The 24,803-nt window shown below is 37.6% G+C and carries 20 protein-coding genes; 14 read left to right on the top strand and 6 right to left on the bottom strand.

The features are described from left to right. Positions 1 to 8 precede the first annotated feature (8 nt). Positions 9 to 2,726 carry a dsDNA nuclease domain-containing protein gene (locus tag OK025_RS24310; protein WP_317667340.1) on the top strand — a complete coding sequence of 906 codons (2,718 nt, stop codon included), beginning with the start codon at positions 9 to 11 and terminating at the stop codon, positions 2,724 to 2,726. Between the two features lie 381 nt (positions 2,727 to 3,107). Here OK025_RS24310 and OK025_RS24305 read toward each other — a convergent pair whose 3' ends face one another. The 3 genes from OK025_RS24305 to OK025_RS24295 form a co-directional block, all read right to left on the bottom strand. After that, the gene (locus OK025_RS24305; protein WP_317667338.1) at positions 3,108 to 3,482 is read right to left on the bottom strand and encodes a hypothetical protein; all 375 of its coding nucleotides are present in this window, start codon (positions 3,480 to 3,482) and stop codon (positions 3,108 to 3,110) included. 216 nt (positions 3,483 to 3,698) lie between these two features. Next, entirely contained in the window at positions 3,699 to 4,079 is a 381-nt protein-coding gene (locus OK025_RS24300) for a hypothetical protein (protein WP_317667337.1), read from the bottom strand. 5 nt (positions 4,080 to 4,084) lie between these two features. Further along, positions 4,085 to 5,371, bottom strand: coding sequence for a hypothetical protein (locus tag OK025_RS24295; RefSeq protein WP_317667336.1), 1,287 nt, complete (start codon positions 5,369 to 5,371; stop codon positions 4,085 to 4,087). Positions 5,372 to 5,786: 415 nt separating this feature from the next. Between OK025_RS24295 and OK025_RS24290 the strand changes: the two genes are divergently transcribed. The 7 genes from OK025_RS24290 to OK025_RS24260 all read left to right on the top strand — a co-directional run bounded on the left by OK025_RS24290 (position 5,787) and on the right by OK025_RS24260 (position 15,515). Beyond that, positions 5,787 to 6,395: a hypothetical protein gene (locus tag OK025_RS24290; RefSeq protein ID WP_317667335.1), complete on the top strand. Its 609-nt coding sequence runs from the start codon at positions 5,787 to 5,789 to the stop codon at positions 6,393 to 6,395. Between the two features lie 15 nt (positions 6,396 to 6,410). Next, complete coding sequence (locus tag OK025_RS24285) at positions 6,411 to 6,860, top strand: hypothetical protein (protein ID WP_317667333.1); 450 nt, start codon at positions 6,411 to 6,413, stop codon at positions 6,858 to 6,860. Positions 6,861 to 7,244: 384 nt separating this feature from the next. Further along, positions 7,245 to 7,826 carry an RNA polymerase sigma factor gene (locus OK025_RS24280; RefSeq protein WP_317667332.1) on the top strand — a complete coding sequence of 194 codons (582 nt, stop codon included), beginning with the start codon at positions 7,245 to 7,247 and terminating at the stop codon, positions 7,824 to 7,826. A 60-nt stretch (positions 7,827 to 7,886) separates the two neighbouring features. Then, the gene (locus tag OK025_RS24275; RefSeq protein ID WP_317667331.1) at positions 7,887 to 9,047 is read left to right on the top strand and encodes a FecR family protein; all 1,161 of its coding nucleotides are present in this window, start codon (positions 7,887 to 7,889) and stop codon (positions 9,045 to 9,047) included. A 110-nt stretch (positions 9,048 to 9,157) separates the two neighbouring features. Next, complete coding sequence (locus OK025_RS24270; protein WP_317667329.1) at positions 9,158 to 12,691, top strand: SusC/RagA family TonB-linked outer membrane protein; 3,534 nt, start codon at positions 9,158 to 9,160, stop codon at positions 12,689 to 12,691. A 9-nt stretch (positions 12,692 to 12,700) separates the two neighbouring features. Then, positions 12,701 to 14,068: a RagB/SusD family nutrient uptake outer membrane protein gene (locus tag OK025_RS24265; protein ID WP_317667328.1), complete on the top strand. Its 1,368-nt coding sequence runs from the start codon at positions 12,701 to 12,703 to the stop codon at positions 14,066 to 14,068. A 4-nt stretch (positions 14,069 to 14,072) separates the two neighbouring features. Then, positions 14,073 to 15,515 carry a TlpA disulfide reductase family protein gene (locus tag OK025_RS24260; protein ID WP_317667327.1) on the top strand — a complete coding sequence of 481 codons (1,443 nt, stop codon included), beginning with the start codon at positions 14,073 to 14,075 and terminating at the stop codon, positions 15,513 to 15,515. 175 nt (positions 15,516 to 15,690) lie between these two features. Here OK025_RS24260 and OK025_RS24255 read toward each other — a convergent pair whose 3' ends face one another. The 3 genes from OK025_RS24255 to OK025_RS24245 form a co-directional block, all read right to left on the bottom strand. Continuing rightward, positions 15,691 to 15,954, bottom strand: coding sequence for a hypothetical protein (locus OK025_RS24255; protein WP_317667325.1), 264 nt, complete (start codon positions 15,952 to 15,954; stop codon positions 15,691 to 15,693). Between the two features lie 96 nt (positions 15,955 to 16,050). Continuing rightward, positions 16,051 to 16,500, bottom strand: coding sequence for a MauE/DoxX family redox-associated membrane protein (locus OK025_RS24250; RefSeq protein WP_317667324.1), 450 nt, complete (start codon positions 16,498 to 16,500; stop codon positions 16,051 to 16,053). Between the two features lie 176 nt (positions 16,501 to 16,676). Next, entirely contained in the window at positions 16,677 to 16,925 is a 249-nt protein-coding gene (locus OK025_RS24245) for a hypothetical protein (RefSeq protein ID WP_317667323.1), read from the bottom strand. 383 nt (positions 16,926 to 17,308) lie between these two features. On the opposite strand from OK025_RS24245, the gene OK025_RS24240 reads away from it, so the two are divergent. From OK025_RS24240 to OK025_RS24215, 6 genes are all read left to right on the top strand, one after another. Next, on the top strand, positions 17,309 to 19,039 hold the full coding sequence (locus tag OK025_RS24240; RefSeq protein WP_317667322.1) for a helix-turn-helix domain-containing protein: 1,731 nt from the start codon (positions 17,309 to 17,311) through the stop codon (positions 19,037 to 19,039). A gap of 622 nt (positions 19,040 to 19,661) precedes the next feature. Further along, entirely contained in the window at positions 19,662 to 21,761 is a 2,100-nt protein-coding gene (locus tag OK025_RS24235) for a type VI secretion system Vgr family protein (protein ID WP_317667321.1), read from the top strand. A 1-nt stretch (position 21,762) separates the two neighbouring features. After that, the gene (locus tag OK025_RS24230) at positions 21,763 to 22,095 is read left to right on the top strand and encodes a DUF4280 domain-containing protein (protein ID WP_241282651.1); all 333 of its coding nucleotides are present in this window, start codon (positions 21,763 to 21,765) and stop codon (positions 22,093 to 22,095) included. A gap of 18 nt (positions 22,096 to 22,113) precedes the next feature. Further along, positions 22,114 to 22,833: a hypothetical protein gene (locus OK025_RS24225; RefSeq protein ID WP_317667319.1), complete on the top strand. Its 720-nt coding sequence runs from the start codon at positions 22,114 to 22,116 to the stop codon at positions 22,831 to 22,833. Between the two features lie 28 nt (positions 22,834 to 22,861). Continuing rightward, positions 22,862 to 23,641, top strand: coding sequence for a tetratricopeptide repeat protein (locus OK025_RS24220; RefSeq protein WP_317667318.1), 780 nt, complete (start codon positions 22,862 to 22,864; stop codon positions 23,639 to 23,641). 39 nt (positions 23,642 to 23,680) lie between these two features. After that, entirely contained in the window at positions 23,681 to 24,580 is a 900-nt protein-coding gene (locus OK025_RS24215; RefSeq protein ID WP_317667317.1) for a hypothetical protein, read from the top strand. Positions 24,581 to 24,803 lie beyond the last annotated feature (223 nt).

The raw sequence follows: 24,803 nt of genomic DNA, 5'->3' as shown, positions 1-24,803 counted from the left end.
GATATTCAATGTCCATACATAAACTCTATTTATTTGCAAAAGATACTGATGCGCCAGCCACAGAACAGGGATTCCAGTACCAAAAATTAAAGACATTAAAAACATGGCTGGAAAACCGGATCAACCATGCCGATGAAACTATTTATTGTGACTATGAAGAAGATATTTTCCAACGGGATTTTGAAAAGGGTAAATCTAAATTCAGGCAGGTCAAACTTTATTCTTCCAATTTTTCTTTTTCAAAGGAAGAAGTCACCAAAAGTCTGGCTCATTTTTTCATGCTCTTTGTTAAGGAGGATTATAGTGCGGATGAGGTTAGTTTTGTCTTTGAAACAAATTCAAATGTTGCTAGAGCCTATGGGGAAAACGATGCCGATCTTCTGCGTGAATGGGCAGCAAATTATGGGACACTGAGTGAAGAATTACAGCAGAGATGTCGCGAACGGGTCAAAACAATCATTGATGAATACGTAGAAAAAGCGATTTCCGCCGCCACTTCGCAAAAGCGCGTTGAGGAACTCAGGGAGGCTAAAGAAATCTATGATCAGCTAACTGAGGAAACCTGGAATAAGTTCATTTCCTCGATTGAGTGGCAATTTGATGCCATCCCCCAGGAAGAGGCCATTCCTCTTTTACTCTCAGAAATCGAAGATTTAGTCCTTCAGCTCCCGCTTCCAGTAGACTCGAAAAAAGTATCAACTTATATTTCGGTTCTCCACTATGAAATTACGCAACGCACAGGAAAAACAGATACCGAAGAAAGCGCACTTACCAATCAATTATTGGATTTTCTTATCCTAAATGAAGGTTCAGAGGCACAGAGATGGTACGCTGATGTTTATCAAAAATGGTCAGCAGTAGAGAACATTACAGAATTTAATGTGGGATCTTTCTACGAGGTGATCAGTGCAGCAAGGCACTGCAGATGGGAGCTTTCCAACAGTGAGCATGAAAGATTATGGCTTACACTGCTTAAAAATTATATTGATCTGGATCAGACGATTATTGTCTACAGACGAAAGGCCATCTATGAATATATATTTCTTACCTTATCTCCTCATCCTAAAAATTTTCAGCCTAAAAGGGAAATTACAGACCAGCAGGAGCTGATCCGGTATTACTTTAACCACATGGGGGATAGGAATACTTTCAGTGATATTGAGGACGATATTGTACTGCTGGAAATTATTCAGGCCCAGCAGTATTTTCGTGAAAAGTTTCTGGAGGATGCGGAAATCGAAGGATGGGCAGCCGGAGTAGAGCAGGAAATTAATGTGAAATTGGGTAACCCATCGACAGTGGATGAACTCTGCAGAGCATATGAGCTACAAGGACATTTCCTATTTCAAGGAAATCAACAGATCCCGCTGATTGATCGCACTAATAGCTCACTTGCTATCTATAAGAAAATAATAGAACTTTTACCGGATACTAAAACCTACAGTATTTCCACGTTGCATGATCAATTGACGAAGATTTTGGAAACCTTGATTGTCTTTGGGAGGCATTCTGAGGTCGTTAAACTTATTGAAGATTTCTGTGATGGAATAGAGGAACAGGCTAGTAAAACTGAACGCAATCACCATTCTGCGCAAAACCTGGTAAAACGTGGAAAGGCTTATTTGAGTAATCCATCCTTTGAAAACAATCTAAAAGCATTAGAATGTTTTCATAAGGCAAAAAGCTTATATTTTCTTGACGATACAAAGGAAGGTTTTATTCTCGGATTGTTAGTCACAGCTCAGGTGTATTCCACTTTAAAATTGAACTTTGCTGCTAAATATTATGGTCTATGTGCCTTGCACGCATGCTTTCACCTGGGAGATTATAAAACGCTGAAAAGAATAAGCGACAGTTACGCTGTCATATTTCAGGCCGATTTTACACAGGGGGCCTGGATCAGCGCACTATATAGTTTTAAAAAATACCTCCATGCCCGAAAGGAATTCACGACAGAAGAAGTAGACCTGGAAAAAGACGAAATGTTAAGGAAAACCCTACTCGACGTCTCAATGCTCCTTGGAAGCAGTACTAAACTCCGTGAAGATCTGACTGCATTTGTAAATTACCAGAAAAATAGCTTTGGAAGTCCTTTTCCCGAAATGGTTGACGCAATGGCAAGTGGTATCATACCAACGCTAGAGGGCCAAGGTGATTTGAATAAGCTGCTGGAAAGAAAATTGGTCGATATTCCTTTAAATGATTTGGGACCTGTGCGTGAAATCAGGTTCCAATTCTGTGGTATGCAGTGGCAAATTGCTTTTCCTAACGATGCGGTTTCTAATGGAGTTGCGGAGGAATTCTGTGCATTGATTCAGATCACTTTAGCAGAAATTGCCGCTCTGGGAACCAATCTCCGATTTAATTCGCCAATTGTCAGGATAAATATCCAGGTTGCTGAAAATTACGATCGCTCCCCGGAGTTCCGACAGGAAGATGAGAAGTTCAGCTACGATATTTTTATCCCATCGACCATTAGCCGCACGAAAGAGGAAATTCAAGATCATTACGGCTTTATAGGATCGTGTATAAATACCATACTCAAGAATTTAAGTCAGATTCCAGAAGAAGAATTTGCTGCAATGTTTGAGGATCTTAATAAAACAAAAAAGTTAAGTGAAAAAGGACTTTCACTCAGCAGTTATCAGACGGTATATTTTGATCTACTCACCAGTGAAGAATTTAATGATGCTCGTAGAGCGGACTTCCCTTCAAACCGAACTTAGTATCCACAGGGAGCATGAAATCGGGCTTCCGGGAAAAAAGATGTTTAAGTGCTCTCAATAAAGAAAATGTCTTTATTGAGATTACGGGAATCCGTAGGCAGATCAAAAATTAATCTTTAAATTTGCAACGGAAAATCTGAGAGCTTGTCTCGGTTATATGTTAACCTAATTCAATTCGATAATAAAATACAATACATTTCAAATACACGGATAGACCTGCTTACAGGTTTAATACGTTTCATGGTTATTAGTTTGTTAAACGCATCTTTTTAGAGATGCGTTTGATTTTTAATGAAAATCTCATGGATTTAATTACAAAAACTCCCATACAATGGGAGTTTTCAAGATTTTAGATCTAGCTATTATTGGACGACGCAAATGCTACATCACTTTAGTGGTATCGACCTTTTTCTTCTCCATATTCTGTTCAATTACACTTGGGTCCATATAATCTAAATGGATACTATGCCTAAGATAATAGCTCCACCGCCAGAAACACAGGAGATTAATCTTGTACAATCTGTAAAGTTTCCGGTTTTCTTTGGCAGGTGAAGTAGTTTTTACGAAATATTCAAAACCAAAGGTTGAAAATCCGGGGCTTTTAAAATCAAAATCTTGCGTGATGTAATATGATCCATCTAAATTGGAATATCTAAAATAGCCCTCATCTAACCAGTGATGAATGTCCTTGCCAATAAAAGGCATATTAGGAAGTAATAGCATAGTTCCTACCACTATAATAATAGTTTTCCTCATTATTCTAATTATTTTCCTCTTCATATCTTTTTGCTCATTTGCAGGCGATCAGCACTATTTGAAGTATGAAAGACTGGTGCATTAATTTATTGTGTATGTTATTACTTTGGCGGATTTTATCAGAAAAACTCCCATCAAATGAGAGTTTTTCGAAGTGTACAGATTGCTTATTATAGAAAAATACTATGCTCGTTCCATTTATTCTTTTAGGAAAAATCAGAAATCCTGCCATTTATTTGATGGTTTGAAGGGAACTCTGTTTAGCTTTATAGTTTCCCAGTCCCGATACGCGAAATTTCTGCTAACGGTTAAATAATAACGCCAACGCCAGAAACAAAATGGATTAATTCTATACAACCTAAAAATTTCCATATTGGCCATTTGGGGTCGCGTAGCCTCGATAAATCCATATGTTACCCATTTGCTCATCCAAGGGGAAAAAACATCCATGTACTCAATGCCGGTAAAAGCGGCGTTTGCATTAGAATATCGAAAATGGTCACCATCAATGGCCTTCAATATCTCCGTACCTATAACTGGTGTATTGGGTATCACCAGAACAGATAGTACAATTCCTATAATAAATTTTCTTTTCATATCCTTTATTGACAATTCGTGCTAGTTGGCGGATCAATCCGACCTAATGTGACATTTGGATTACCCCCCTGTTTTAAATTTGCTAAATATGTATAAACGCCATCCGGTGTTAAAAAACCATTATTATTTAATTGTCCGCTGCTCGGAAGGAGTAGATTAAAAACATCGGTAGCATAATGTGTACAGTTATTTTCATTTAGATCATAGGGGACTTTAGATAGGGCAATAGACTGGCTTACGATTGCATCGAATTGCGCCTTGGTAACAGACAAAGCATATCTTGCATCACTTTTTCGCTTATAATCACTCGATTCTTCCCCCATTGCACTGGTAACTGGCTGCATTGTCGCCGCCGATGGACCAGATTGCGGATAGAAGCCATAAGAAAGTCTTTGAAGCTGAGTACCGTTTGATTTTTCAATAGTGAGAAAAGCGTGACCAGGTTTATCAGAATTTAGGTCTATTCTATGTGCATTCAAAGTCACTTTATATTTTGTGTTTGCATTATCTACCACATTGTTGAAACATTTCAATCGCTCCTCAATATCGATCGTTGTTACAGGTGCAACCGCCACGAAAGATGAACTAGAAGTGCCTCCACTGCCACCTCCACCACCACCGCCGCCACCTCCACCTGAGGCAGTACCAGTGCATGTGGTGTATAAATAAGTCCAATATTCGGTACCATCATCAAAGTACTGTACCAGATACCATTCACTGCAAACAACAGGTATATTTTTATTTGTGTCAGGTTTGACGTTTCCTTTTTTTGTGTTGGCGTCGTCGTCTTTAATTTTCAATTGAAGTTTCACCTGTTTAAGACCGTCTACATCCATTAATTGGCTGTACAACAAGGTATCATTTAAATCATATACCATATAATATACTTTTCCAAGATCCTCACCTCGATACACTTGTTTTTTAACGTAATTAGAAATAGCCTGTTCGGAAAATTCTGCCACAGTTCGTGTGTCTGCGAAAAGGCTCACTTTATTGGCGCTGGCTACTTTATTTCCTTCAATAGTAAAAATCAGGTTTTGCTGCATCGAATATCCCCAACCTAGGATTGTGCCATCCTGTACGGGAACTACGAGCGTCGAACTTTTACTTCCGTTTATGAGCTGTGCCTTTTTCCAATCTAAGGGAAAAGGTTTCCCGTTGTCCTCGTACCATTTTTTGGCTACCGAGGTTTCATCGTTCTGAGGGTAATTTTCCATATCCCTTTCGCATGACTGTAGCAGGATAATTGCGAATACTGCATAAAGTAAGTTTCTGAAAATTTTTGTTAACATTTTATGTGGTTTAAAGGTTAGTGTCGCTGTATTTCTTTGTCCAATGAATTATTGAAACTAAATTAAGCCTATAAAAAATAAAATCTTTTGACAAAAGGCAAAAAATTCAACTTGCATAATTTGTGAATAAATATTTTATCTAATCTATTGTTATGGCTTGATGTTAAGTTAGATAGGAATTAAAAAGTAAAGTATAAGTGATCGAATACATACTCCCTCTTGATCTTATAGATCTATTTGAAAAAATATGATAGAACAATTTAAAGCCTTCAAAAGAAATGGGGCAGTCTCTTCTCTTGAATATACTAGAGTAAAATTTTAAATATTTATTTTCTAAAATAAATAATGCCAATATCAAACAATTTGTTTGAGCTGGTGTTGTATCGATATTAAGAAATATTTTAGAACCATTTTTATGAAAAAGAACATTTTTTTTTTAATTATTGCCCTTTTGGTGATAGTGCATTCCTGTAGAAAAGATGATCCTGTAGAGCAACAAACCGAAAAATTAGAAGAGAAAAATTCAACTAATCCCAAAATTTCTGCTGCGGTAGCAAAGCAAGCCGTCGATTCGTTTTTTAACGCGCTTCCTGACAAAATGGAGCTTGATTACGTCAATGGACGTGAAATACATACGATGGCAGACGGAACAAAAAAGGTATATCGTCTTTCCCGTTCAAACGGGGAAGGCATTTCTAAAAAGGCAGATGCTAACACTACTATTGACGTCACCCAGCCGGATCCTTACTTACCCGGAAATCAGATTCCAGGAGCAATAATCACTTTAACAGGCAAGTATATTAGGGAGGAGAACAGTTATTATCAAACTGAGTATGTAAATAATCCGGTTGATTTCTATAGTTACATTAAGGTGCTGAGAAGCCTTTTTGGCGTAACACGATGGGTGGTGGGGAGCACTGGGCAATGGCGGGGATATGCTAATTATGTAATTTATGAATACAACGAGATAGTACGGACCAAACAGGTCGAATGGACTGGATCACTTTATATACCCAAAAATTAAATTCAAGTATTAAGTATGCAACAAATCGAAGGAAAATACACAATTACGGATTACCACCTTGATTACAAAAGTTCAACAGGTGGCAGGTTTGTAATGGATTCTGAAACAGATATGGAACTTAAAAAAGTTTCTAACTCTATGCTCTGTCTTCAATTTAAATGGTCCCGTCGAATTTTGCGGACCGATAACAATAATGTAATTGTCTCTCTTGGATCACTGAGCCATATTGAGTTCGCTTCTCCAATTGACGACGATCTGATCAATAACCTCTATCGAATATTGAAAGACCATGAAGAGCGTAATCTCGAATTTATCAAGATGAACAGTTTTGATATTTTTAACGATTTTCAAAATGTTTACTATTCATCCTTTCTTGATGAAAATCTAATCCCTATGGATGAAAGAAAAAATAATATGGTTAAATGGTTGGAAACCAAAGTTCAAGAATTGGACATTAATAATTAACTTAGACAAAAAATATAGGCTGAAACCTCATAAAGTTTCGGCCTACCACTTTTTATTAAAGACCTGCGTATACCGTCATACGTAATTTTTGTATTGAGTACATCAGCCCATATTACCACAGCCGTTAAGCAGTATTATCTTTGTAAGATTTATATTCCCAACTAAAAATACTTTCTGCGTAGAATCCATTGACAGTTCTGCTAAAATTACTTTAATCTCTTGTGTGTTCCACAAGCAGACTACACTAAATTTAATTAATTTTTACGTCATGACATTTGAAATCAAGTAAGAATTCAGTTTTTATTGAGTTGATCGATCATGGCATTTTTTTTTTTACAACTATTATTTTCTAACTTTACTAAATCATTTACCAATTGCCCTATTATGACATCCCGAAATGTGATCGACGAAAGGGCACTGCTTTCCCAGTTTCAAAGCGGTGATAAACTGGCTTTTGACCGTATTTTCACAATGTTTCATTCTTCATTGATATTTTTTGCAGACCGGTTACTTCTGAATATCGGGATGGAAATTTCCAAGGAGATTGTACTGGACATATTTCTTAAATTATATGACAGGAGGGAAGGTTTTGAAACGCTGTCAAATATCAAAGCGTTTCTATATATATCCGTAAAAAATAGCTGTATCAAAGCGATTGAAAAGGAAAAGGTAAATCAAAAGCGGTTTGACCTGTACTCCAAGAACTTTGACGAGTTCGAAAAAAATGTACTTGATAGTATTGTTCAGACCGAAGTATATGAGGAGCTTTATAGAGCGATTGATCTGTTGCCGGAACAATACCGGCTTATTATGAGCAGGCTTGTCAGCGGTGATACACCAAAAGAAATATCTGAGGAGCTCGGTATTCCTGTCAGTACGATAAATACCCAAAAATCAAGAGCGCTTTCGCTATTAAAAAAATCCCTCTCAGGTGCCGGAATCGCACTTTTAATGATTTATTCATAATTTTTTAACTTTTTTGGGACAACGCAATATCTTTTCGGGTTTCTATTTAAAATGAAACCGATGGAAGAGCAACGTATTCTTGATGAGTTAAAGATTGTCCCGCTTTTGACAAAGATTGTCAGAGGAGAGGTTCTGACCGTTCTCGAAGAGAAGACGGTTGAGGTCTGGCTCAGTCAGAGCAGTGAGAACCGTGCTTTCTTTGAACACCTGAAAGACGACGAGCATGTTGCCCGTGAACTTTTAAAGCGGGAGCTTGCTGGTTCCAGCACTACTTCGGAACTTGAAAAACTACATGGGGTATTGAAGAAACGTCAATCCCATTATAAGCGCGTTGTCTTTTGGACTTCCGCTGCCGCCGTATTCCTGTTTTTTTCGCTTACCCTGCTTCTATACAGGTATTATCAGTCCAGAGAGTCCATTCTTGAGACCGTCAATATTGCCACGGCCGACATTGACCCGGGTAAGGATCAGGCGACATTGACTTTCGACGATGGTCAGGTCATTGATCTGGAAGGAAAGACGGTGAAGAGCGATGCCAGTGGTGTAACCTATCTGGATGGTAAAGCGGTTTCAGCGTCAAAGATGCAGTTTGCGACACTTAAAACACCACGTAAAGGACAATATAAAGCGGTACTACCGGATGGAACGACAGTGTGGCTGAATGCTGAATCCAAACTTAAGTATCCTACAAAATTTGCAGGTGCGGAACGTCTGGTTGAACTTGAAGGTGAGGGCTATTTTGAAGTTACGCATAATGCTTCAAGGCCATTTATAGTGGAATCAAAAGGCCAGCGGGTCAAGGTTCTTGGAACAAAGTTCAATATCAATTCGTATGCTAACGAAGAATATTCAAGGACAACACTTATTAGCGGAAGTGTTGAATTGAGAAATCTACAAAATGATTTGTTATTAAGACTTAAACCTGGGGAGCAGGGTAGATTTGTGCTTGGTGGTATTGAAGTTAAAAAAGTTGATGCAGAGTCTTTTATAGGATGGACTGAGAATGAATTCCAATTTAAAGGCGCTCAACTGGCGGAGGTTCTGCGCCAACTGGAGCGGTGGTACGATATCGATGTGGATTATAAGAATGTTCCGCATATAAAAGTTTATGCTACAATTGGCCGAAATAAAAAATTGACGAGCGTACTCTATGCGCTAGGAGAAATTACAGATTTAAAGTTTAAAATGACAGGAAGGAGGATTGAGGTAGACAATAACTAATTACTGTTTCATATGTTGGCCTGAAATAATGCCGGAGTGTTAGCGCACTCCGGCGATCGGGTCTATATACTAGAGTTTCGAGCAACTAATAATTAACCCTACACAAATCTATGAAAAAACATGATTTTTCCAACAGGGAAAACATACCGCAGGTAGCGGATATGTTTTCGGGCAGGAAAAAATTGCTGCGTGCAGGCTTAAAGAGTACCCTATTCTTTATGCTTCTTGCCAGCGGCACTGCTATTAAGGCACAGCAGATTAGCCTTTCACTGCAGAAAGCACCACTATCAAAGGCGATTTCCGAAATACGGAAGAGCACAAAGTATGACTTTGCTTATAGTGAAGAGCTATTAAAAAAAGCTGGTCCAATTTCCATCAATCTTAAAAATGCTAACATTACGGAGGTATTGAACAAAATGTTTGCTGACCAGCCGATTTCCTACAAGATCGCCGATGGCATTATCATTTTAAAAGAAAAACCAGCAAACGGAAATACAACCCCTTCAAAAAATAAGGAAACAACTAAAGGGAGGGTTGTGGATGAAAATGGCAATCCACTTGCGGGGGCAACGATCCAAGTAAAAGGAACAAATTTTACAGTAACTTCCGACAATACGGGATCATTTGAATTGCCCAGTGAATTTTCTGATTCGGATCTGATGATATCCTATCTGGGCTACGCACGGATGGAAGTCTCTGCAAAGAGTGCCGAAAGAATCGTACTTGTTACGAATTCCAATAGGATAGAAGAGGTGAGTGTGGTAGCCAGTGGCTACCAGTCCATTCCCAAAGAAAGGGCTACGGGGTCTTTTTCAAAAGTTGACAATGCGACTTTTAACCGTCAGGTCTCCACCGATGTGATCAGCAGACTGAAAGGTATTGCTCCCTCTATATTATTTGACGAACGTTCAGGTTCTCCAAAGTTGACCATTCGGGGACAGGCGACGATCTTCGGAAACGATCAGCCATTGATTGTTGTTGACAATTTTCCTTATGAAGGCGACATCAATAACATCAATCCTAATGATATTGAGGATATTGATATTTTGAAGGATGCTGCTGCAGCTTCCATCTGGGGAGTTCGTGCTGGTAATGGTGTGATCGTCATAAAAACTAAAAAAGGACGAGCAGACCAGCCCATGAATATTGGTTTTACCTCCAATCTTACGATCGGGCAGAAGCCTGATCTGAACTACATTCCACAGATCAAACCTTCAGACTTCATTGATATTGAGAAAATGCTTTTTGAAAAAGGATTCTACAATACGATTATCAGCAATACTACTAACAATCGTCCATATTCGCCAGTAGTAAGTATTCTCAACGATCAAAGAAAAGGGTTAATAACGTCTGAGCAGGCTAATCTGCAAATTGATGCTCTTCGTAGTGGCGATCTCCGCAGGGACATGAGTAAGTATTTGTATCAAAATAGTATAAAACAGCAATATTCTGTGGATTTAAACGGTGGATCCAACAAGTATGCCTATTACTTTTCAGCAGGATTTGATAAAAACAAAAGTTCAGCTAAAGGTGAGGGGTTTAGTAGGGTAAGCATAAGTAGTGACCAAGTTTTCCGTCCCATCGAAAAATTAGAGATTTCAGCGGGATTATACTACAATCAAAATAATCGATCATTATCAAATGTAATTTCGATGCTAACCAATATGGGACAAGAGCAAATGTACCCTTACGCTACGCTTCTTGATGGTAATGGCGATGCTTCTATTGTAACAAAAGATTATAGTAATGCATTGAAAGGAAAGGCACTAACAGATGGTCTACTCAATTGGGATTTTATACCCTTGAATGAGCTGGGATATCAAGACAATAAATTTAAACAATCTGAAATTCGACTTAATGCTGCGATAAAATATAAGATTATTTCCTCAGTAACTGCTGAGGCGAGATTTCAATACGAAAATCAGATTGGAAAGGGTCGCAATTTTTATGATGTTGATAGTTATTTTATGCGCAACCTAATTAATCAATATACTACGTTTTCAAATAGTTTAATGAAGCGCAACATACCATTAGGAGGCAAGCTTGATAATACAAATAATGATCTGAAAGCGCTGAATGGCCGCTTCCAATTAAACTTTGATCAAAGATGGAATAAACATCAGGTCAACGCCATTACTGGATTTGAAGTAAGGGAAGTAAAGGCTAACGGGCTTTCAAATAGTCTTTATGGTTTTGACCCAAATGTTGGTTCCAACATCACTGTCGATTATCTGACCGAATTTCCATTCTATGGATCTAGCTCTACAAGCGTAATTCCCCAGGGAAATGACTATTCTGAGACCTTGAATAGAATACGATCCTATTATTTCAACGGTGCATATAATTATGATCTCCGTTATGTATTGTCCGCAAGTGCACGAATCGATCAATCCAATCTTTTCGGAGTAAAAACGAATCAAAAGTCAATTCCTTTATGGTCGGTGGGGGCAAAGTGGAATATAAGCAAAGAGCATTTTTACCATATAGATTGGCTTCCACAACTAAGTTTTAGATCTACTTTTGGTTATAGTGGAAATGTTGATAAAACCATAACCGCATATACAACTGCTATTTTGACTTATAATAGTATAAACACTCTTCCTGCGGCCACCTTACGGAACCCACCAAATAAGAACTTGAGATGGGAAAAAAATAGGATGTTCAATATAGGGATAGACTATGGTACAAAAAATAACCGTATTGTCGGTAGTATTGAATACTTTAATCGGTTGGGGAGCGATTTAATTGGAAACAGCGCAATTGATCCTACTAGCGGATTTACTAGCTATCGAGGTAATGTAGCTAATATGACTGGAAGCGGCTTGGATGTGGAATTTAAAACTTCAAATATAATTACTAAAAGATTTAGATGGAATACAACTGCATTATTTTCTATTGCGAAAGATAAGGTTACAAAATATCAACGCCCAACATCCATAAATACCTTCTTGACTGATAACAGTATTTATAGGAATCCATCAAACTATTCGCCAGTGATCGGTAAACCTCTTTTTGGAATTTATTCTTACCCATGGGCTGGGCTCGATCCTGAAACTGGTCAAGCTAGAGGTTACTTGGATGGTGTCGCTTCAAAAGATTATTCAAAAATAACACAGCAATTAGCGCTCGATCCTCAAAATAATCTTCGATATAATGGGCGTGCAATAGCTCCATATTTCGGAGCTTTGAGGAACACTTTTAGTTATGAGGGTGTTGAACTTTCTTTTAATATTACATATCGTTTTGGTTATTATTTTAGAAGAAACAGTATTATGTATTCCTCATTGTATCGCAACTACACCACGCACGGCGATTTTTATAAAAGATGGCAAAATACTGGCGACGAGAAAATTACGAATGTACCAGCCCTAATATATCCTGCATCTACATTAGCAGATCAATATTACAGAAATTCGGAAGTTTTGGTTGAAAAAGGTGACCACATCAGATTGCAAGATATTGTGCTATCATATTCATTTGATTCAAAAACCTTAAACGCACTTCATCTCAAATCTCTGCGGGTATCAGCGATTGCTAATAATGTTGGTTTGTTATGGAAAGCCAACAAAGTGGGGCTAGATCCCGATTTTCCGACTAGCAAAATGCCTAGCACTTTTGCGATCGCATTCAATTGTACTCTTTAATCTAACGCTATGAAAAAGATAATTTTTAATTTGTTAGCATTTTTGGCGACTGCTTTGACAGTAAGTTGTTCAAAACAATGGCTTGAGGAAAAGCAAGATATTAAATTGATCGTTCCTACTACCTTGAACGATCTGGATCTTCTTTTAAATGCGGATTTATTTCAATATGACGGAAGAGGGGGAATAGAGACATCATGTGATGATTATGAATTTACAAGAGATCAGTTTAATCAAGTTTACTTTGGATTTGATCGTGATTTTATTATATGGAAAAAAGAAAAAGACTATGAGAACCTAGACCTTGTTCAACAGAATGAATGGAGTTGTGCTTACAGTCAGATTCAAGTTTGCAATGTAGTTTTGAAGAGACTTTCTTTGATTGATCGGACAGATGCGAACCGTTCTGATTATGACCGTATTCGGGGTGTAGCTCTTTATCATAGAGCAAAACAATTTCTCAATATGGTGATGACCTTTAGCAAGTATTATGACAAGAGTACATCAAGTAGTGATTTGGGAATACCTATAAAATTAGATGATGATATTGATGAGATGGTTCGGAGAGAATCAGTAGAACAAACTTATCAGCAAATTCTTAATGATCTAAAACAATCAGCAAGTGCTCTACCTACTACCCAACCTGATTATACAAAAGTATCAAAAGCAGGAGCATTCGCTCTTCTTGCCAGAACTTTTCTTTTTATGGATAATTATGAAGAAGCGAAAAGTGCTGCAGATTCATCATTAAAATATAACTCTTTTGTTGAAGATTTTAATTTAATAAATGATCCGACTGCTAATAATCCGTTGGATATTAAGTCGAAAGAGATTCATATAAGAAGTTTAATGGTTAAGTCATCAAGCAGTCCATCATTAGGACGTATTAATACATCTCTATATAATGACTATGGTAGTAACGATTTGCGAAAATCCCTATTCTTTAAGGAAGAGGAAGATGGAAAGTTTACTTTCCGCGGTGAGTTTTTGAATAACCTTTTCACTGGTACAACAACTGGTGAAGTCTTGCTAATTCTTTCAGAATCAAATGCAAGACTGAATGACGTTCAGGGTGCTATGGACGCATTAAACAAGCTTTCAAGTAAAAGATACAAAAAGGAAGGATTTCAAAATTTTACTGCTCAGAATGCCAATGCAGCGTTAGATCTCATTTTAAAAGAAAGAAGAAAAGAACTTCTGACAAGGGGACTTAGATGGCAAGATCTTAAAAGGCTCAATAGAGATCCGAAGTTTTCGCAAACGTTAATAAGAAAGATCGGCGATGAAACATTTACGTTACCTCCTAATGATCCAAGATACGTATTACCAATTCCTCAGTTTGTAATAAACTTCAATCATATTGAACAAAATCAATATTAAAAACATGAAAAAATTTATTCTAATAATCTATTTGTCTCTTATATTTTTTACGTCAACGGGACAGGTCAAGACCAAAATCACTGGGTTTATACCAGAATCAATACAATCACCAGCCGATGTTGAGATAAGCGTCTTTTATCCTTTCGTTATTGGTCAAGGTCGTAAGATCGATTATAAAACAAAAACATCAAAAGGAAATTTTACATTTGAAATTGAATTAACAGAGCCAGTACAAATTGGAGGAGCGATAAACGAAAAAATCTTGTTTTTACCGGGAACCTTTTCAATTTTAGTAAACCCTGGAGATAGTTTACATATTTTAGTACCTAATGCTAAAAAACTGGGGATGATGGATCTGAATTTTTCCGGAAAGGGTGTCGACAAAATTGATTTTCAGAAAGAAATTGTAAAAAGAAAATTGGCACTGTATAAGGAAGATCCAGCATATCGTCTGCAATCAATAAGCTATAAGTTCGCTACTACGGACAAAAAATTGAACGCCATCGATTCGATCTATAAAAACTACAAAATTGACATTAAAAAAAGAGATAAGGAACTTATTAAAGCAAATGAGTATGAAACAGTATTGGATATGTTAATGCTTTCTGCCGTAAATAGCAAAAGCGATTCAGTCAGAACATTATTTGAAAAATTCGTACAGAAAAAAAATCGATTTAGTCCATTTTTAGAGAATATAAATGTTTATTATAGTGGATTAACTATACTTCGCGATTATATACTACTTTCAGAGTATCAAAATCCTAGCAAAGATAATGCTCGGGAAATGATGAATAATGACCCTGTTAATTATTGCCGGTTAATTCTTAAACATTTATCAAAATATCCTGCCGCAAAAGAATATCTCTTAGCTAATACTGCATTAAATGTTTTTTCGGATGAACAGGACAGTAAAAATACAGACTTGATATACAGATTGTACTCTGACAATGTCGATCATGGCTCTAAATTTTTCAAAAAAGTAGCTGATAGTTACCAGATCGTAAAAACAAGATTGAAGAGAGGAATGCCATTCTATTCGTTTTCATTACCTGATTCAATTGGGAGAATTCATAAACTGACCGATTTTAAAGGCAAAGTTGTAATTCTGGATTTTTGGTTTAATGGTTGTGGAGCATGTAGAGTGCTAGCTCCAGTTATGGCGGATTTAGAAAAAGAGTATTCTGGTAAGGAAATTCAATTTATATCAATAAGTATTGATAGTAAGAAGAGTTTATGGTTGAAAGGGATAGGTAAGTACTGTAGTAGCAGTTCTTTGCAACTTTTTACGGAGGGTCTTGAAACAAAACACCCATTAGTCGAATTTTTGAACCCTGGTGGTTATCCGTTTTTGATAGTGATTGATAAGAATGGTAATCTGATCGGGCCACCACCTGACCCGAGGGGGAATAGTGCCGAGTTCAAGAGATTCATCAACCAATATCTATAAAAACGCTACTACCCCAATTTTGGGGTAGTAGTAAATTTAATTTTCATCCTTTCATGGTATAAACCTATTTGGTGCATTTTCCTTACGGGGATGAAATCTAGAAATTTTAAATAGAATAGCTTCTTGTAAAGAATGCATATGTAAAAAAGACTGCTCATAGCAGTCTAATTTTTTATTAGTTACGAGGACCTCTATGCATTCTGCTAGTATTTCCTGTTGGTTCGCCGGTCGAGGTATCGTACTCCTGTGAGCATAAGATCTGTGTTTGATCCTTGCATTGATTGTTACCCGTAACTTGGGCTCCTTGTGAACCGTCTGGATTCACATAAAATTCTTGTAAAGCTACTTTTGCACTGCTACTTGCGGGAGCAAAAGAGAAAGCTGCGAAACTTCCAATTGCAATTGCTGCAACTCCTAGAGTAATTCTTAGTGATTTCATGATGTTTGGTGCTTTTATAAATCAAAAAGCTAAACTTTGGTTAGTTTTTCGCCTACTCTTGGTTCAGGTTTTCGGCTACCCCTGTTGGTTATTAGTTTAGTTATAAGTGGTCTGAACACTATCGTGTGGGGCTCGCTTTAGCGATGAAAAAGTGATCAGACCAATAGTATTAATTGCCAGTGCAATGAAATTAAAATACAGTTGGTCGTTCCAGTTCATACCTTTAAAAACTGCAATACATGAGCATGGAATGCTCGGTGCAAATTTTAAAATATAAATGAGGTATGCAGTATAAAGGATCATGACAGAGAGGGAAGTCAATAATCCCAATCTTCTCCACTTCTTGTTTAGCAGCAGTATAACAATCCCGAGGTGTACAGCCTGTAAAACATAAGGTAAGACAGCTCCTCCTGCAGATAACAGGTAAGCACCTTTAATTTGCCTATTGAACGTGTCGAAATCAAAGATTTTACTGGCGAAGGTGTACGCCCATACAAGAATGAGGATAAATATGATCAGTTCTGAAATGATATTCTTAATTCTCATGATGTGATTGTTTGGTGGTTGTTATATATGCTTTAATTGGTCACTTGCATTTTCGCGGAAATAAAAATCTATTTTCAAAATTTCTATTTCATCAAATTTAGAATGCCTTTTGGCTTAAATGCAAGAACTTGTTGTCTCAGAATACAAATGCACACTGTATTAGAAAATTTTCACAGTTAATGTTTCCATTGATCCTTGTCTTTTGGTGGTGGATCTTTGATCTCATTTCCGTCCACGTCAAAACTTAAATTTGATGTTGTTTGCAAAGTGTCATTCTCTGTTTTTAAATAGAGCTTTTGCTGATTTTCTTTTTCCACCAGACTGTTACTTTCTGGTACTAAATCCATTTCATCCTGTCTGCATGATTGTAATGCGCAGAGGGTGAAGAGGATTATCAATATTGAGATAACCGTTGTTTTTTTCATTGTAAAATTTTTTAGATTATCTCGGCCGAGACGTGGTTGAATTCTGTGGTCCAAATTATCAGTCTTTGGGATAGGTTAAAACAACTTGTGGTCTCACTTATCAAATGCACACCAATTAATTGGCCCCTACGGCGGATGTAAATAATTGAGAAAAAGTCACCTAATATTTTTGCGAAAAAATGTTGAATCGGGGGTATTTTTGAAGTGTATTAGAAAGCATTCACATGTATTAGAACGCAAATTCACACTTTCGATTTGCTTGGAATATTTCGTAATTAATTGATATGCAGTGTGCTGCTTTGTAAAATGCTTTTTCGGTTAACCATGATTTTGGGTTGTGTGGTATATGGGAAATTTTCTTAATTTTATAGTAATATTTAGCCATGAACCGCCCACAAATTCATTTTTTATCAATCATATTACTTTTTCTGTGCGAATTGCTGTTTGCCCAGCAAGAAAAGCTGAGCGATTTTTATCTCATTCAGCGTCAATATGAGAACCTTCCAGAAAATGATGCAGCTGCACTTCCGCTAGTAGGAAAGCTTATCCGCAAGGCAAAACTTGAAAATAATAATACGCAGCTCTTTTTAGGCTATAAAGATGCCCGCTATTATTCGGTTGATCCGCAGGTCAAACTGAAATATGCGGACAGTGCGATCTATGTTGCAAAGGCAATTAAGAACGATAGCTTATTGAGCAGTGCATATCTGAGCAAAGGAGTGGTTTATTATTTCTATCTTAAAAAATATAAGCTTGCCCTGAATGAATATTTAAAAGCTTTTGAAAAGAATAAAAGCAATAAAGATCCATATTATAGAAACAAGCTGAATTATCATATGGGTGTTGTTAAAAGCTATATCGGTTATTACAGGGAAGCACTTAATGATTTTGAGGAGGGAAGAGCATTTTTTGAAGGTGAGATCAAGAAGTATCAGCATCCAAATTTGATGTACGGAAATCAAAGAGGGTACTTGAATACGATCCATCAAATGGTCGTCTGTTACCGCAAACTGGACGATTATAAAAAGGCTGACTCTCTGATTGGGGTAGGGCTTGCCGGATCATCGAAAAATGCGGATTACAAGCAGGAACATAGTTATTTCCTCAAAGAGGAGGGTATCCGCGGATTTCGGAACAAACATTATGGCAATGCGGTCAAAATGTTGAACAGTTCTTTATCAGAACTGATCAAGGTGAATGACTTTGCATGGTTAACGGTATCGTATTCCTACCTTGGCAGAGCCAATTTGGAGCAGGGGAATAAAGGAGCAGCGGTCAGGGATTTTGAAAAGATAGATTCAATTTTTGTAAAGCATAATTTTATTCTGCCGGAAGTAAGACATATATATGTTGATCTGATAGATTATTATGCTGATCAAAAAGATACTACGAAATCATTATACTATACTAAACAGCTTATTAAGGTCGATAAAATTCTTGAAGAAGATTTCGTTTACCTCTCTTCAAAGATCCATCATGAATATGATGCAGATAAACTTTTACAGGAGAAGGATAAATTACAGCGGCTATCCTGGATTAGAGGGACCGTTTATATGATCGTACTATTTATTTTTTCTTTTGGAGCGTTTTATCTGCTTTTGAGGGTGAGATCCAGAAGGACAGTTATGGGTCGTAATAGCATTTTAGGGATAAACCTTGCAGGAGGAACGTTGAATTTGCCCGGTGAAGGGGTATTCAGGATGCGAACATACAAGAAAACGGATATAGGTAATAGTATTGTTGAGGACGTTCTTAACAAACTGAGCGATTTTGAAGCAAATCATGACTATCTTATGGAGCACGTGAAGCTTAAATCAATGGCCAAAAGTTTTGGTGTAAACCACAATTATCTATCCGAAATCATTCAGGCACATAAGGGAGTGAATTTTCATCTATACCTCTGCGAGTTACGGATTAAATATATTACTGAAAAACTTGATACCGATCCTGAATATCATAAATTTACCAGTGATGCACTGGCAAAAAAGTGCGGAATTTCATCACGGACTAATTTTTCAAAAGTATTTATGCAGGTCACAGGAATGAATTTTACACAATATCTAAACAAAGTAAAATCAGAAATGGATACTGCTGCTATATCTTTAAATGAATAAATTTAGAATATCTCCTTACGGGTTCCCGCAATTTTTCTTATATTATCTATACTATATTTAGCCGTTTATGAAAGATCAAGTAACTATTGCTTGGACTGGCCGTGTTGTGAGGGAACCGAAACCCCATTTTTTTGACCTTTTAGAATATGAAGGAACTGATGAAGAAAGCTAACCGATTATAGTGTACGTCTACAGGGTAGAAAAAATAGAAAAAGCAAAAGAACAGTTTAGGAACGGATCATTATAGATGGGCTGTAACTGCAAATTAACTCCAATTTTTCTGACCAAAATTGTTGCATCATAGACAGATAGTAGAATTACGACACTTTCTAAAAAAGTGTGTAAATCATTTTGCTGTGATTTTTCAATAGACTATATTGCAAAACCAAAATCACATTAATTTATGAAAAAGAATATAAATTTATATCATATAAGCGTGCATCCCTGCACATAGAAAAGAGTTTCAACCTTTTGAAATTTGTACGAATCCTTCTCAGAACAGTCATAAATTCCTACATCTCATATGAGGATTTTATCTTATTGACTGGATGCCTGAATAAATAGTCTCACCATATACAGGTAGAATATCATTGTAATTACATAAATGAAAAAATAGATATGTATGTTTCAGAAAGATATGGATCATATAGATTCCTCAGCAGTTGGAGGAGAAAGTAACAAACCAACTGTTAATATTACACAAGAAATGGCCGAAAAGAATACTTTCTTTGACAAGCCTATACAGAAGAATGAAAAGTCCCTAACGAAAGGGAAACTCTGGAAAGACCAGCCGACTTCAAAAATTTATAATGCAAATGCAATTGTTGAAAATGAAGTGACGGGACTGAATCGCTTGGTAAAGCTTGAAATTGTTGTTGAGGGTACTTCCATTCGGTTTTTTAAGCATTTTAAGCTTGTACAGAGCGCTATAAAGCATCATACATTTGAGCTGACCTTAGCACATGACACCTTGGGAGAGGCTGAAAATCACAATTTGGAAGAGGCACAAAATTTCCTAGGAAAGCGGATTACTGTTGTGTTCAGATATAAGGATGTACAGCAGAGCCCGGAGCGAAACTTTGTCGGCGTAGTGACCGAGGTAGGGTTCAGCCAAGATCAGGGAAGTCTGGGGAATATTGTGCTTATTGGGGAAAGTCCAACGATCTTATTGGATGCGGCACCGCATACCCAAAGTTTTGGCGGAGGACAGGAAATCAGTCTCAATAGCATTGCACAGCAAGTTATCAGCGAAGGTCTTGACCCGAGCAAATTTGATTTCAGGGTAGATGCAAGCTTTGGTAATATAAGCTATAGTTCGCAGTATGAAGAAACACATTACAATTATTTAGCACGGGTAGCGGAAGCTTATGGAGAACAGTTTTTCTATGATGGGGAGGTTCTACATTTCGGAAAGCTCCCACCTGCTGAAAATCCTGTAAAGCTGGTCTATGGCAAAAACCTGAGCGATGTAAGGATACGGATGAAAGCCCAACATGTGAAGCCTTCTTTCTACGGTTACAATAGCCGTAAAAATGAGAAACTGACAGGGGGAATTCCGGCTATCAAACACACCTCGGATATTGCGCAGAGAGCTTATGAAATTTCTGTAAAAACGTTTAAAACGCCTTCATTACGTGTAGCACCCATCAAAGCCAATTCCTTTTTGGATGTTGAATCGTCGCAGAAAGGAACTGCAGGGAGTAAGGCTTCTGAGGTGTTCATCACAACAGGAATATCCACTGTACCTTTTTTGTATCCGGGCTGTACTGCAGACATGGAAATGCGAAAAGCTGAAAGCAGTGAAACTTCATATTTTACACGATTGCTATTGACCGAAGTGGTACATGAAGTTGATGCAAGGGGGTATTACAGCGGAAGGTTCGAAGCTATTGCGGCCGATTCGGGTTACATTCCCCGACCGGAATTTATTGTCCCAAAGGCCGAACCACAATTTGGTAAGGTAGTTTCAAATAGCGATCCTTTAAATCAGGGAAGGGTTAAGGTTCAATTTGACTGGCAGCAGGGCAAGGATAGTTCAGAGTTTATTCGGGTCATGTCTCCGGATGCTGGCAGCAGTGAAGACGTGAAAACGAATAGGGGCTTTATGTCCGTTCCCGAGGTAGGGGATCAAGTTATGGTCAATTTTGTCTATCAGCATCCTGACCGACCATTTGTCATGGGAGGACTTTTTCACGGCGGGTCCGGAGCAGGTGGCGGATCTGGAAATAATATTATGTCATTCAGTGGAAGGAGCGGTGCTGAACTAAAATATGATAACGGTGCTGGTTCTATGAATCTAAAAGATAAGGGAGGTGCAAATATGCATTTTGACGGGACTGGCAATGCGACGACCGATGCAAACTTAAATCACGTGGTCAATGCTGGCAGTACGAGTTCAATAAATGTTGGAGCAAAAGAAAACAATCCAGCTGCGTCTATTTTTGATATGGACGACCAGGGAAATATCAGTTTTAAAGGAAAAAAGAGCCTGACAATTACGATTGGTAACAGTTCCTTAAAAATGAAAGAAGACGGTACGATCAGTCTGACCGGAAAAGATATAACCGTAACGGGTAGCAATAATCTGGCAATAAATGCGACGCCATCCGAAAAGGGCGGCGGTTCCGGAACGATAGACATCACCTCCAAAGGTGGTGATATTACGATTAGTAATGACAAGAATATAAATGTAAAAGGTGGAATTGAGGTAAAACTTACATAAGATGGAATACATAAAAGATCAGGCTATACTGGATTGTGATAAAGGACTATTGAGTTCTACACTGATTGTTACGTCCAATCCAAAGATCAAGCTCCGTGATGGTAAGTTTGCCACTGACAAGGATAACGTCGCTGGACTGAATATCCCCAATTTCGGGCTATGTGGATTAAAAGGAATCTGCAGGTTAAATCTTGAACTTTCGGGAGTACCCCTTACATGGATTAAAACAGTGCCAAAGATTAAAGTTCTGGATAAGAAGCCCCTATCAGATGTGTCAAAATGTATCTGTCCCTATGGAGGTGTTATAAGCTGTAAAAACTCGGGACAATTATAAATTTTAAAAATTCGAACTATGGAATTAGCAATAGCAGGCGGTGCTTCCGGTATTTTTGCCAGTGCAACGACTGCCGGAACTTCGATGTCGTGGAATCCTATTGGATGGATAATTTTAGCTGTTGTCGCAATTGCCGCAATATGGTATTTCTGGGATGATATATGTGATTTCTTTTCAACTGTAGGCAATGCAATTGCAGACGCAGCAAAGGTAGTCTGGGAATTTGTCACTGCACCACCCGTGACAGCACCACCGCCGACAGTGGATGAAGAGTTGCCCAAACCCGTTCCGCCTCCTGTGGACATACCTATTGACGAACCTATAACGGTTCCAATTGCACCGCCGATCAGCGTACCGCAGACAAAACCAAGAACAAGAAGAAGAGAAAAAGACATATATAACGTTTATGATCTACACGTTGGAACTCCAGGACTTATGCGTAATTACACCTATGGTGCCGGATTTGTAAACCAATTTATGATGAGTGGTGCGATCTGGAAATATGGATTGACATCTTTTAAATCTGTATATGCGCGATATTTAGTAATTTTCCAATTATATCATGGAGATAAAGATGAATATATATTAAACAGTCTAACTTCGGGAAAATTGTTGCCAAAAGAATGGTATGTACAAAATGTGAACTACGCCACGGCGAATGCTGAAGAAGTGTCGCTGATTGATGCATATGTGGCCACACATGGTAAATTTCCGGCTGGTAATACTTTCAGGGGTTAAAATTGCTTACAATTATAAAATTTGAATAATGAATGAACAAGAAGTAGAAAAGTTATTGCAGAAAATAAGCAACCAAAAAATGTTTGGTGAGACGGAGAAAGCTATCGCCAATTTACATATTTTAAATAATGAATTTCCAGAAGAAAAGAAATATCTGGCTCTCTTGGGAAGTGCATATTATGATGCTGATTCTATCGATACGGCAGAAGACTATTGCAGGAAGGCTTTGGAAAAAGATCCAGATTATCCCGAAGCATTTGAATTGCAGGGAATGATTGCTGAAAAGAGAGGCAATGATGAACTTGCGGAAAAGTATTATAAAGAATCGATTTCCAAGAATCAACCCTTTAAGATGGGATATCTGAGGCTTGTACTACTTTATTATAAGCTTGAACGCTATGACGATGCGATAAAAGAAGCCGAATACCTGCTCGCTAATTTTGATACTGGGCGAAATGAATATTCACAGGATGACCAGCGCAAAATATTTGGACAATGGCTTTCTTTTGCATATAATCGACTATATTCTTCATTGATACGGACTAATCAATATGAAAAGGCTGCTGAAAAAATAAACGAATTTGTTGCATTCAGAAGCCATTACGTAAGTGACCCTTATCAGTTCCTTTCCGAAGATGAGATCCTGTTTAAGCTGTACCATGCCTTAAACGATAGGGAAAAAATGAAGGAGCTGGAAGCAAAAATGCTTACACTTTATATGGTTCCGCAAGAAATGGTTGAGTCCATGGAAAAAGATGCTGAACAGGGATATTTTGAGAGTGCTAATCCCGAAAACTATAAAGTATAATTGTAATAAACTGGATGGTTTCCGTCCGCAATTAAAAACATGTCTGATTTATTGAACCCTGTTGAATATAGGTTTTCATTTCAAAAAAAAAGTTCTTACAAAGGGAGGTCACTTTTTAATATAGATTCAAATGGAGTATTCACTTTGGAAAAAGGAGAAATGAATGCCGATGAACCTACCTTTAAGTTCACTAATCTAAGTTATAAGAGCAGCAATACCAATGACCCGTTATTATTCAGTCCGGTAGAGTGGAAATATGCCAGAAGTTTAGGTGTTGCTGCGATTACCGACAAAAAGAATTTCAAACCTAAATGGAATCGATTTCGGGATAAGCACCGCAATCCGACCAATAGGGTGATGCTGATGCTAATTGAAAAATTATATTTCAATACTCCGTTGGGGATGGAGCATGATACCTTTTCCAATGGTGTCTATCTTGCATTTTTTATAGATTCGGACGGGAATTATAAGAAAGATGAAAAGTACAGGGGACTTGATTATCTATCCATGCCATTGGACATTCCGCTGGAAACTATTTTTGAATGTAAAGCAGTTACCGAAAAAGAATCACATCTTGAGGGCTGGGTAAGAGTAAATGAGACTAATCTGGATAGGTTGCTCATGGATCAGGGATTTAGGACGAAGGCAAAAGATTATCATATTTCACGTGATTTTTCGATTGATTCTAAGATCACAGTAATCATTGACAACGCTGCGAATATCATAAAACATATCACATTTAAATCTTCCATTAAGGGTGAGCAGGAGCTTTCCGAAGAAATAATCTATACGGTTGATTCTGATTTTGATAGTTATAGCGGAGGCATTCATAAAATCCACGAGGGCAAAAAATATACTTTCGAACAGTGGGAAGAGTATGAGACTGAAAGAAGAAAACCAGGTCGAAATTTCTCCCTGTTAGATGGAGACAATGTATAATACTGCCAAAGATCTATATGATTTATAAGGTTTGAAATTATTCAATGGCAAAAACTTACATAAAGAAACCGGTATTGCTTTGGGAAAATTTGAATGTCACTAAAAAATTATCTGCGAAGCATTCTGGGATACTGTGTATCCCACAAATAACCCGCAACGGCTGTCGAAGCGGGGATAGGAGAAGGGAGACAGCCGTTGCAGCCGATTTTTGCGCCAAAAGCCA

This window comes from Sphingobacterium sp. UGAL515B_05, from assembly GCF_033097525.1.
Classification (GTDB): Bacteria; Bacteroidota; Bacteroidia; order Sphingobacteriales; family Sphingobacteriaceae; genus Sphingobacterium.
Note: the sequence above shows the minus strand (reverse complement) of the source record. Positions and strands in the feature narration are given on the sequence as shown.

Coding starts and splice junctions, on each gene's coding strand:
- OK025_RS24310 (WP_317667340.1), top strand. CDS start 9: ATGTCCATACATAAACTCTATTTATTTGCAAAAGATACTGATGCGCCA.
- OK025_RS24305 (WP_317667338.1), bottom strand. CDS start 3,482: ATGAGGAAAACTATTATTATAGTGGTAGGAACTATGCTATTACTTCCT.
- OK025_RS24300 (WP_317667337.1), bottom strand. CDS start 4,079: ATGAAAAGAAAATTTATTATAGGAATTGTACTATCTGTTCTGGTGATA.
- OK025_RS24295 (WP_317667336.1), bottom strand. CDS start 5,371: ATGTTAACAAAAATTTTCAGAAACTTACTTTATGCAGTATTCGCAATT.
- OK025_RS24290 (WP_317667335.1), top strand. CDS start 5,787: ATGAAAAAGAACATTTTTTTTTTAATTATTGCCCTTTTGGTGATAGTG.
- OK025_RS24285 (WP_317667333.1), top strand. CDS start 6,411: ATGCAACAAATCGAAGGAAAATACACAATTACGGATTACCACCTTGAT.
- OK025_RS24280 (WP_317667332.1), top strand. CDS start 7,245: ATGACATCCCGAAATGTGATCGACGAAAGGGCACTGCTTTCCCAGTTT.
- OK025_RS24275 (WP_317667331.1), top strand. CDS start 7,887: ATGGAAGAGCAACGTATTCTTGATGAGTTAAAGATTGTCCCGCTTTTG.
- OK025_RS24270 (WP_317667329.1), top strand. CDS start 9,158: ATGAAAAAACATGATTTTTCCAACAGGGAAAACATACCGCAGGTAGCG.
- OK025_RS24265 (WP_317667328.1), top strand. CDS start 12,701: ATGAAAAAGATAATTTTTAATTTGTTAGCATTTTTGGCGACTGCTTTG.
- OK025_RS24260 (WP_317667327.1), top strand. CDS start 14,073: ATGAAAAAATTTATTCTAATAATCTATTTGTCTCTTATATTTTTTACG.
- OK025_RS24255 (WP_317667325.1), bottom strand. CDS start 15,954: ATGAAATCACTAAGAATTACTCTAGGAGTTGCAGCAATTGCAATTGGA.
- OK025_RS24250 (WP_317667324.1), bottom strand. CDS start 16,500: ATGAGAATTAAGAATATCATTTCAGAACTGATCATATTTATCCTCATT.
- OK025_RS24245 (WP_317667323.1), bottom strand. CDS start 16,925: ATGAAAAAAACAACGGTTATCTCAATATTGATAATCCTCTTCACCCTC.
- OK025_RS24240 (WP_317667322.1), top strand. CDS start 17,309: ATGAACCGCCCACAAATTCATTTTTTATCAATCATATTACTTTTTCTG.
- OK025_RS24235 (WP_317667321.1), top strand. CDS start 19,662: ATGTTTCAGAAAGATATGGATCATATAGATTCCTCAGCAGTTGGAGGA.
- OK025_RS24230 (WP_241282651.1), top strand. CDS start 21,763: ATGGAATACATAAAAGATCAGGCTATACTGGATTGTGATAAAGGACTA.
- OK025_RS24225 (WP_317667319.1), top strand. CDS start 22,114: ATGGAATTAGCAATAGCAGGCGGTGCTTCCGGTATTTTTGCCAGTGCA.
- OK025_RS24220 (WP_317667318.1), top strand. CDS start 22,862: ATGAATGAACAAGAAGTAGAAAAGTTATTGCAGAAAATAAGCAACCAA.
- OK025_RS24215 (WP_317667317.1), top strand. CDS start 23,681: ATGTCTGATTTATTGAACCCTGTTGAATATAGGTTTTCATTTCAAAAA.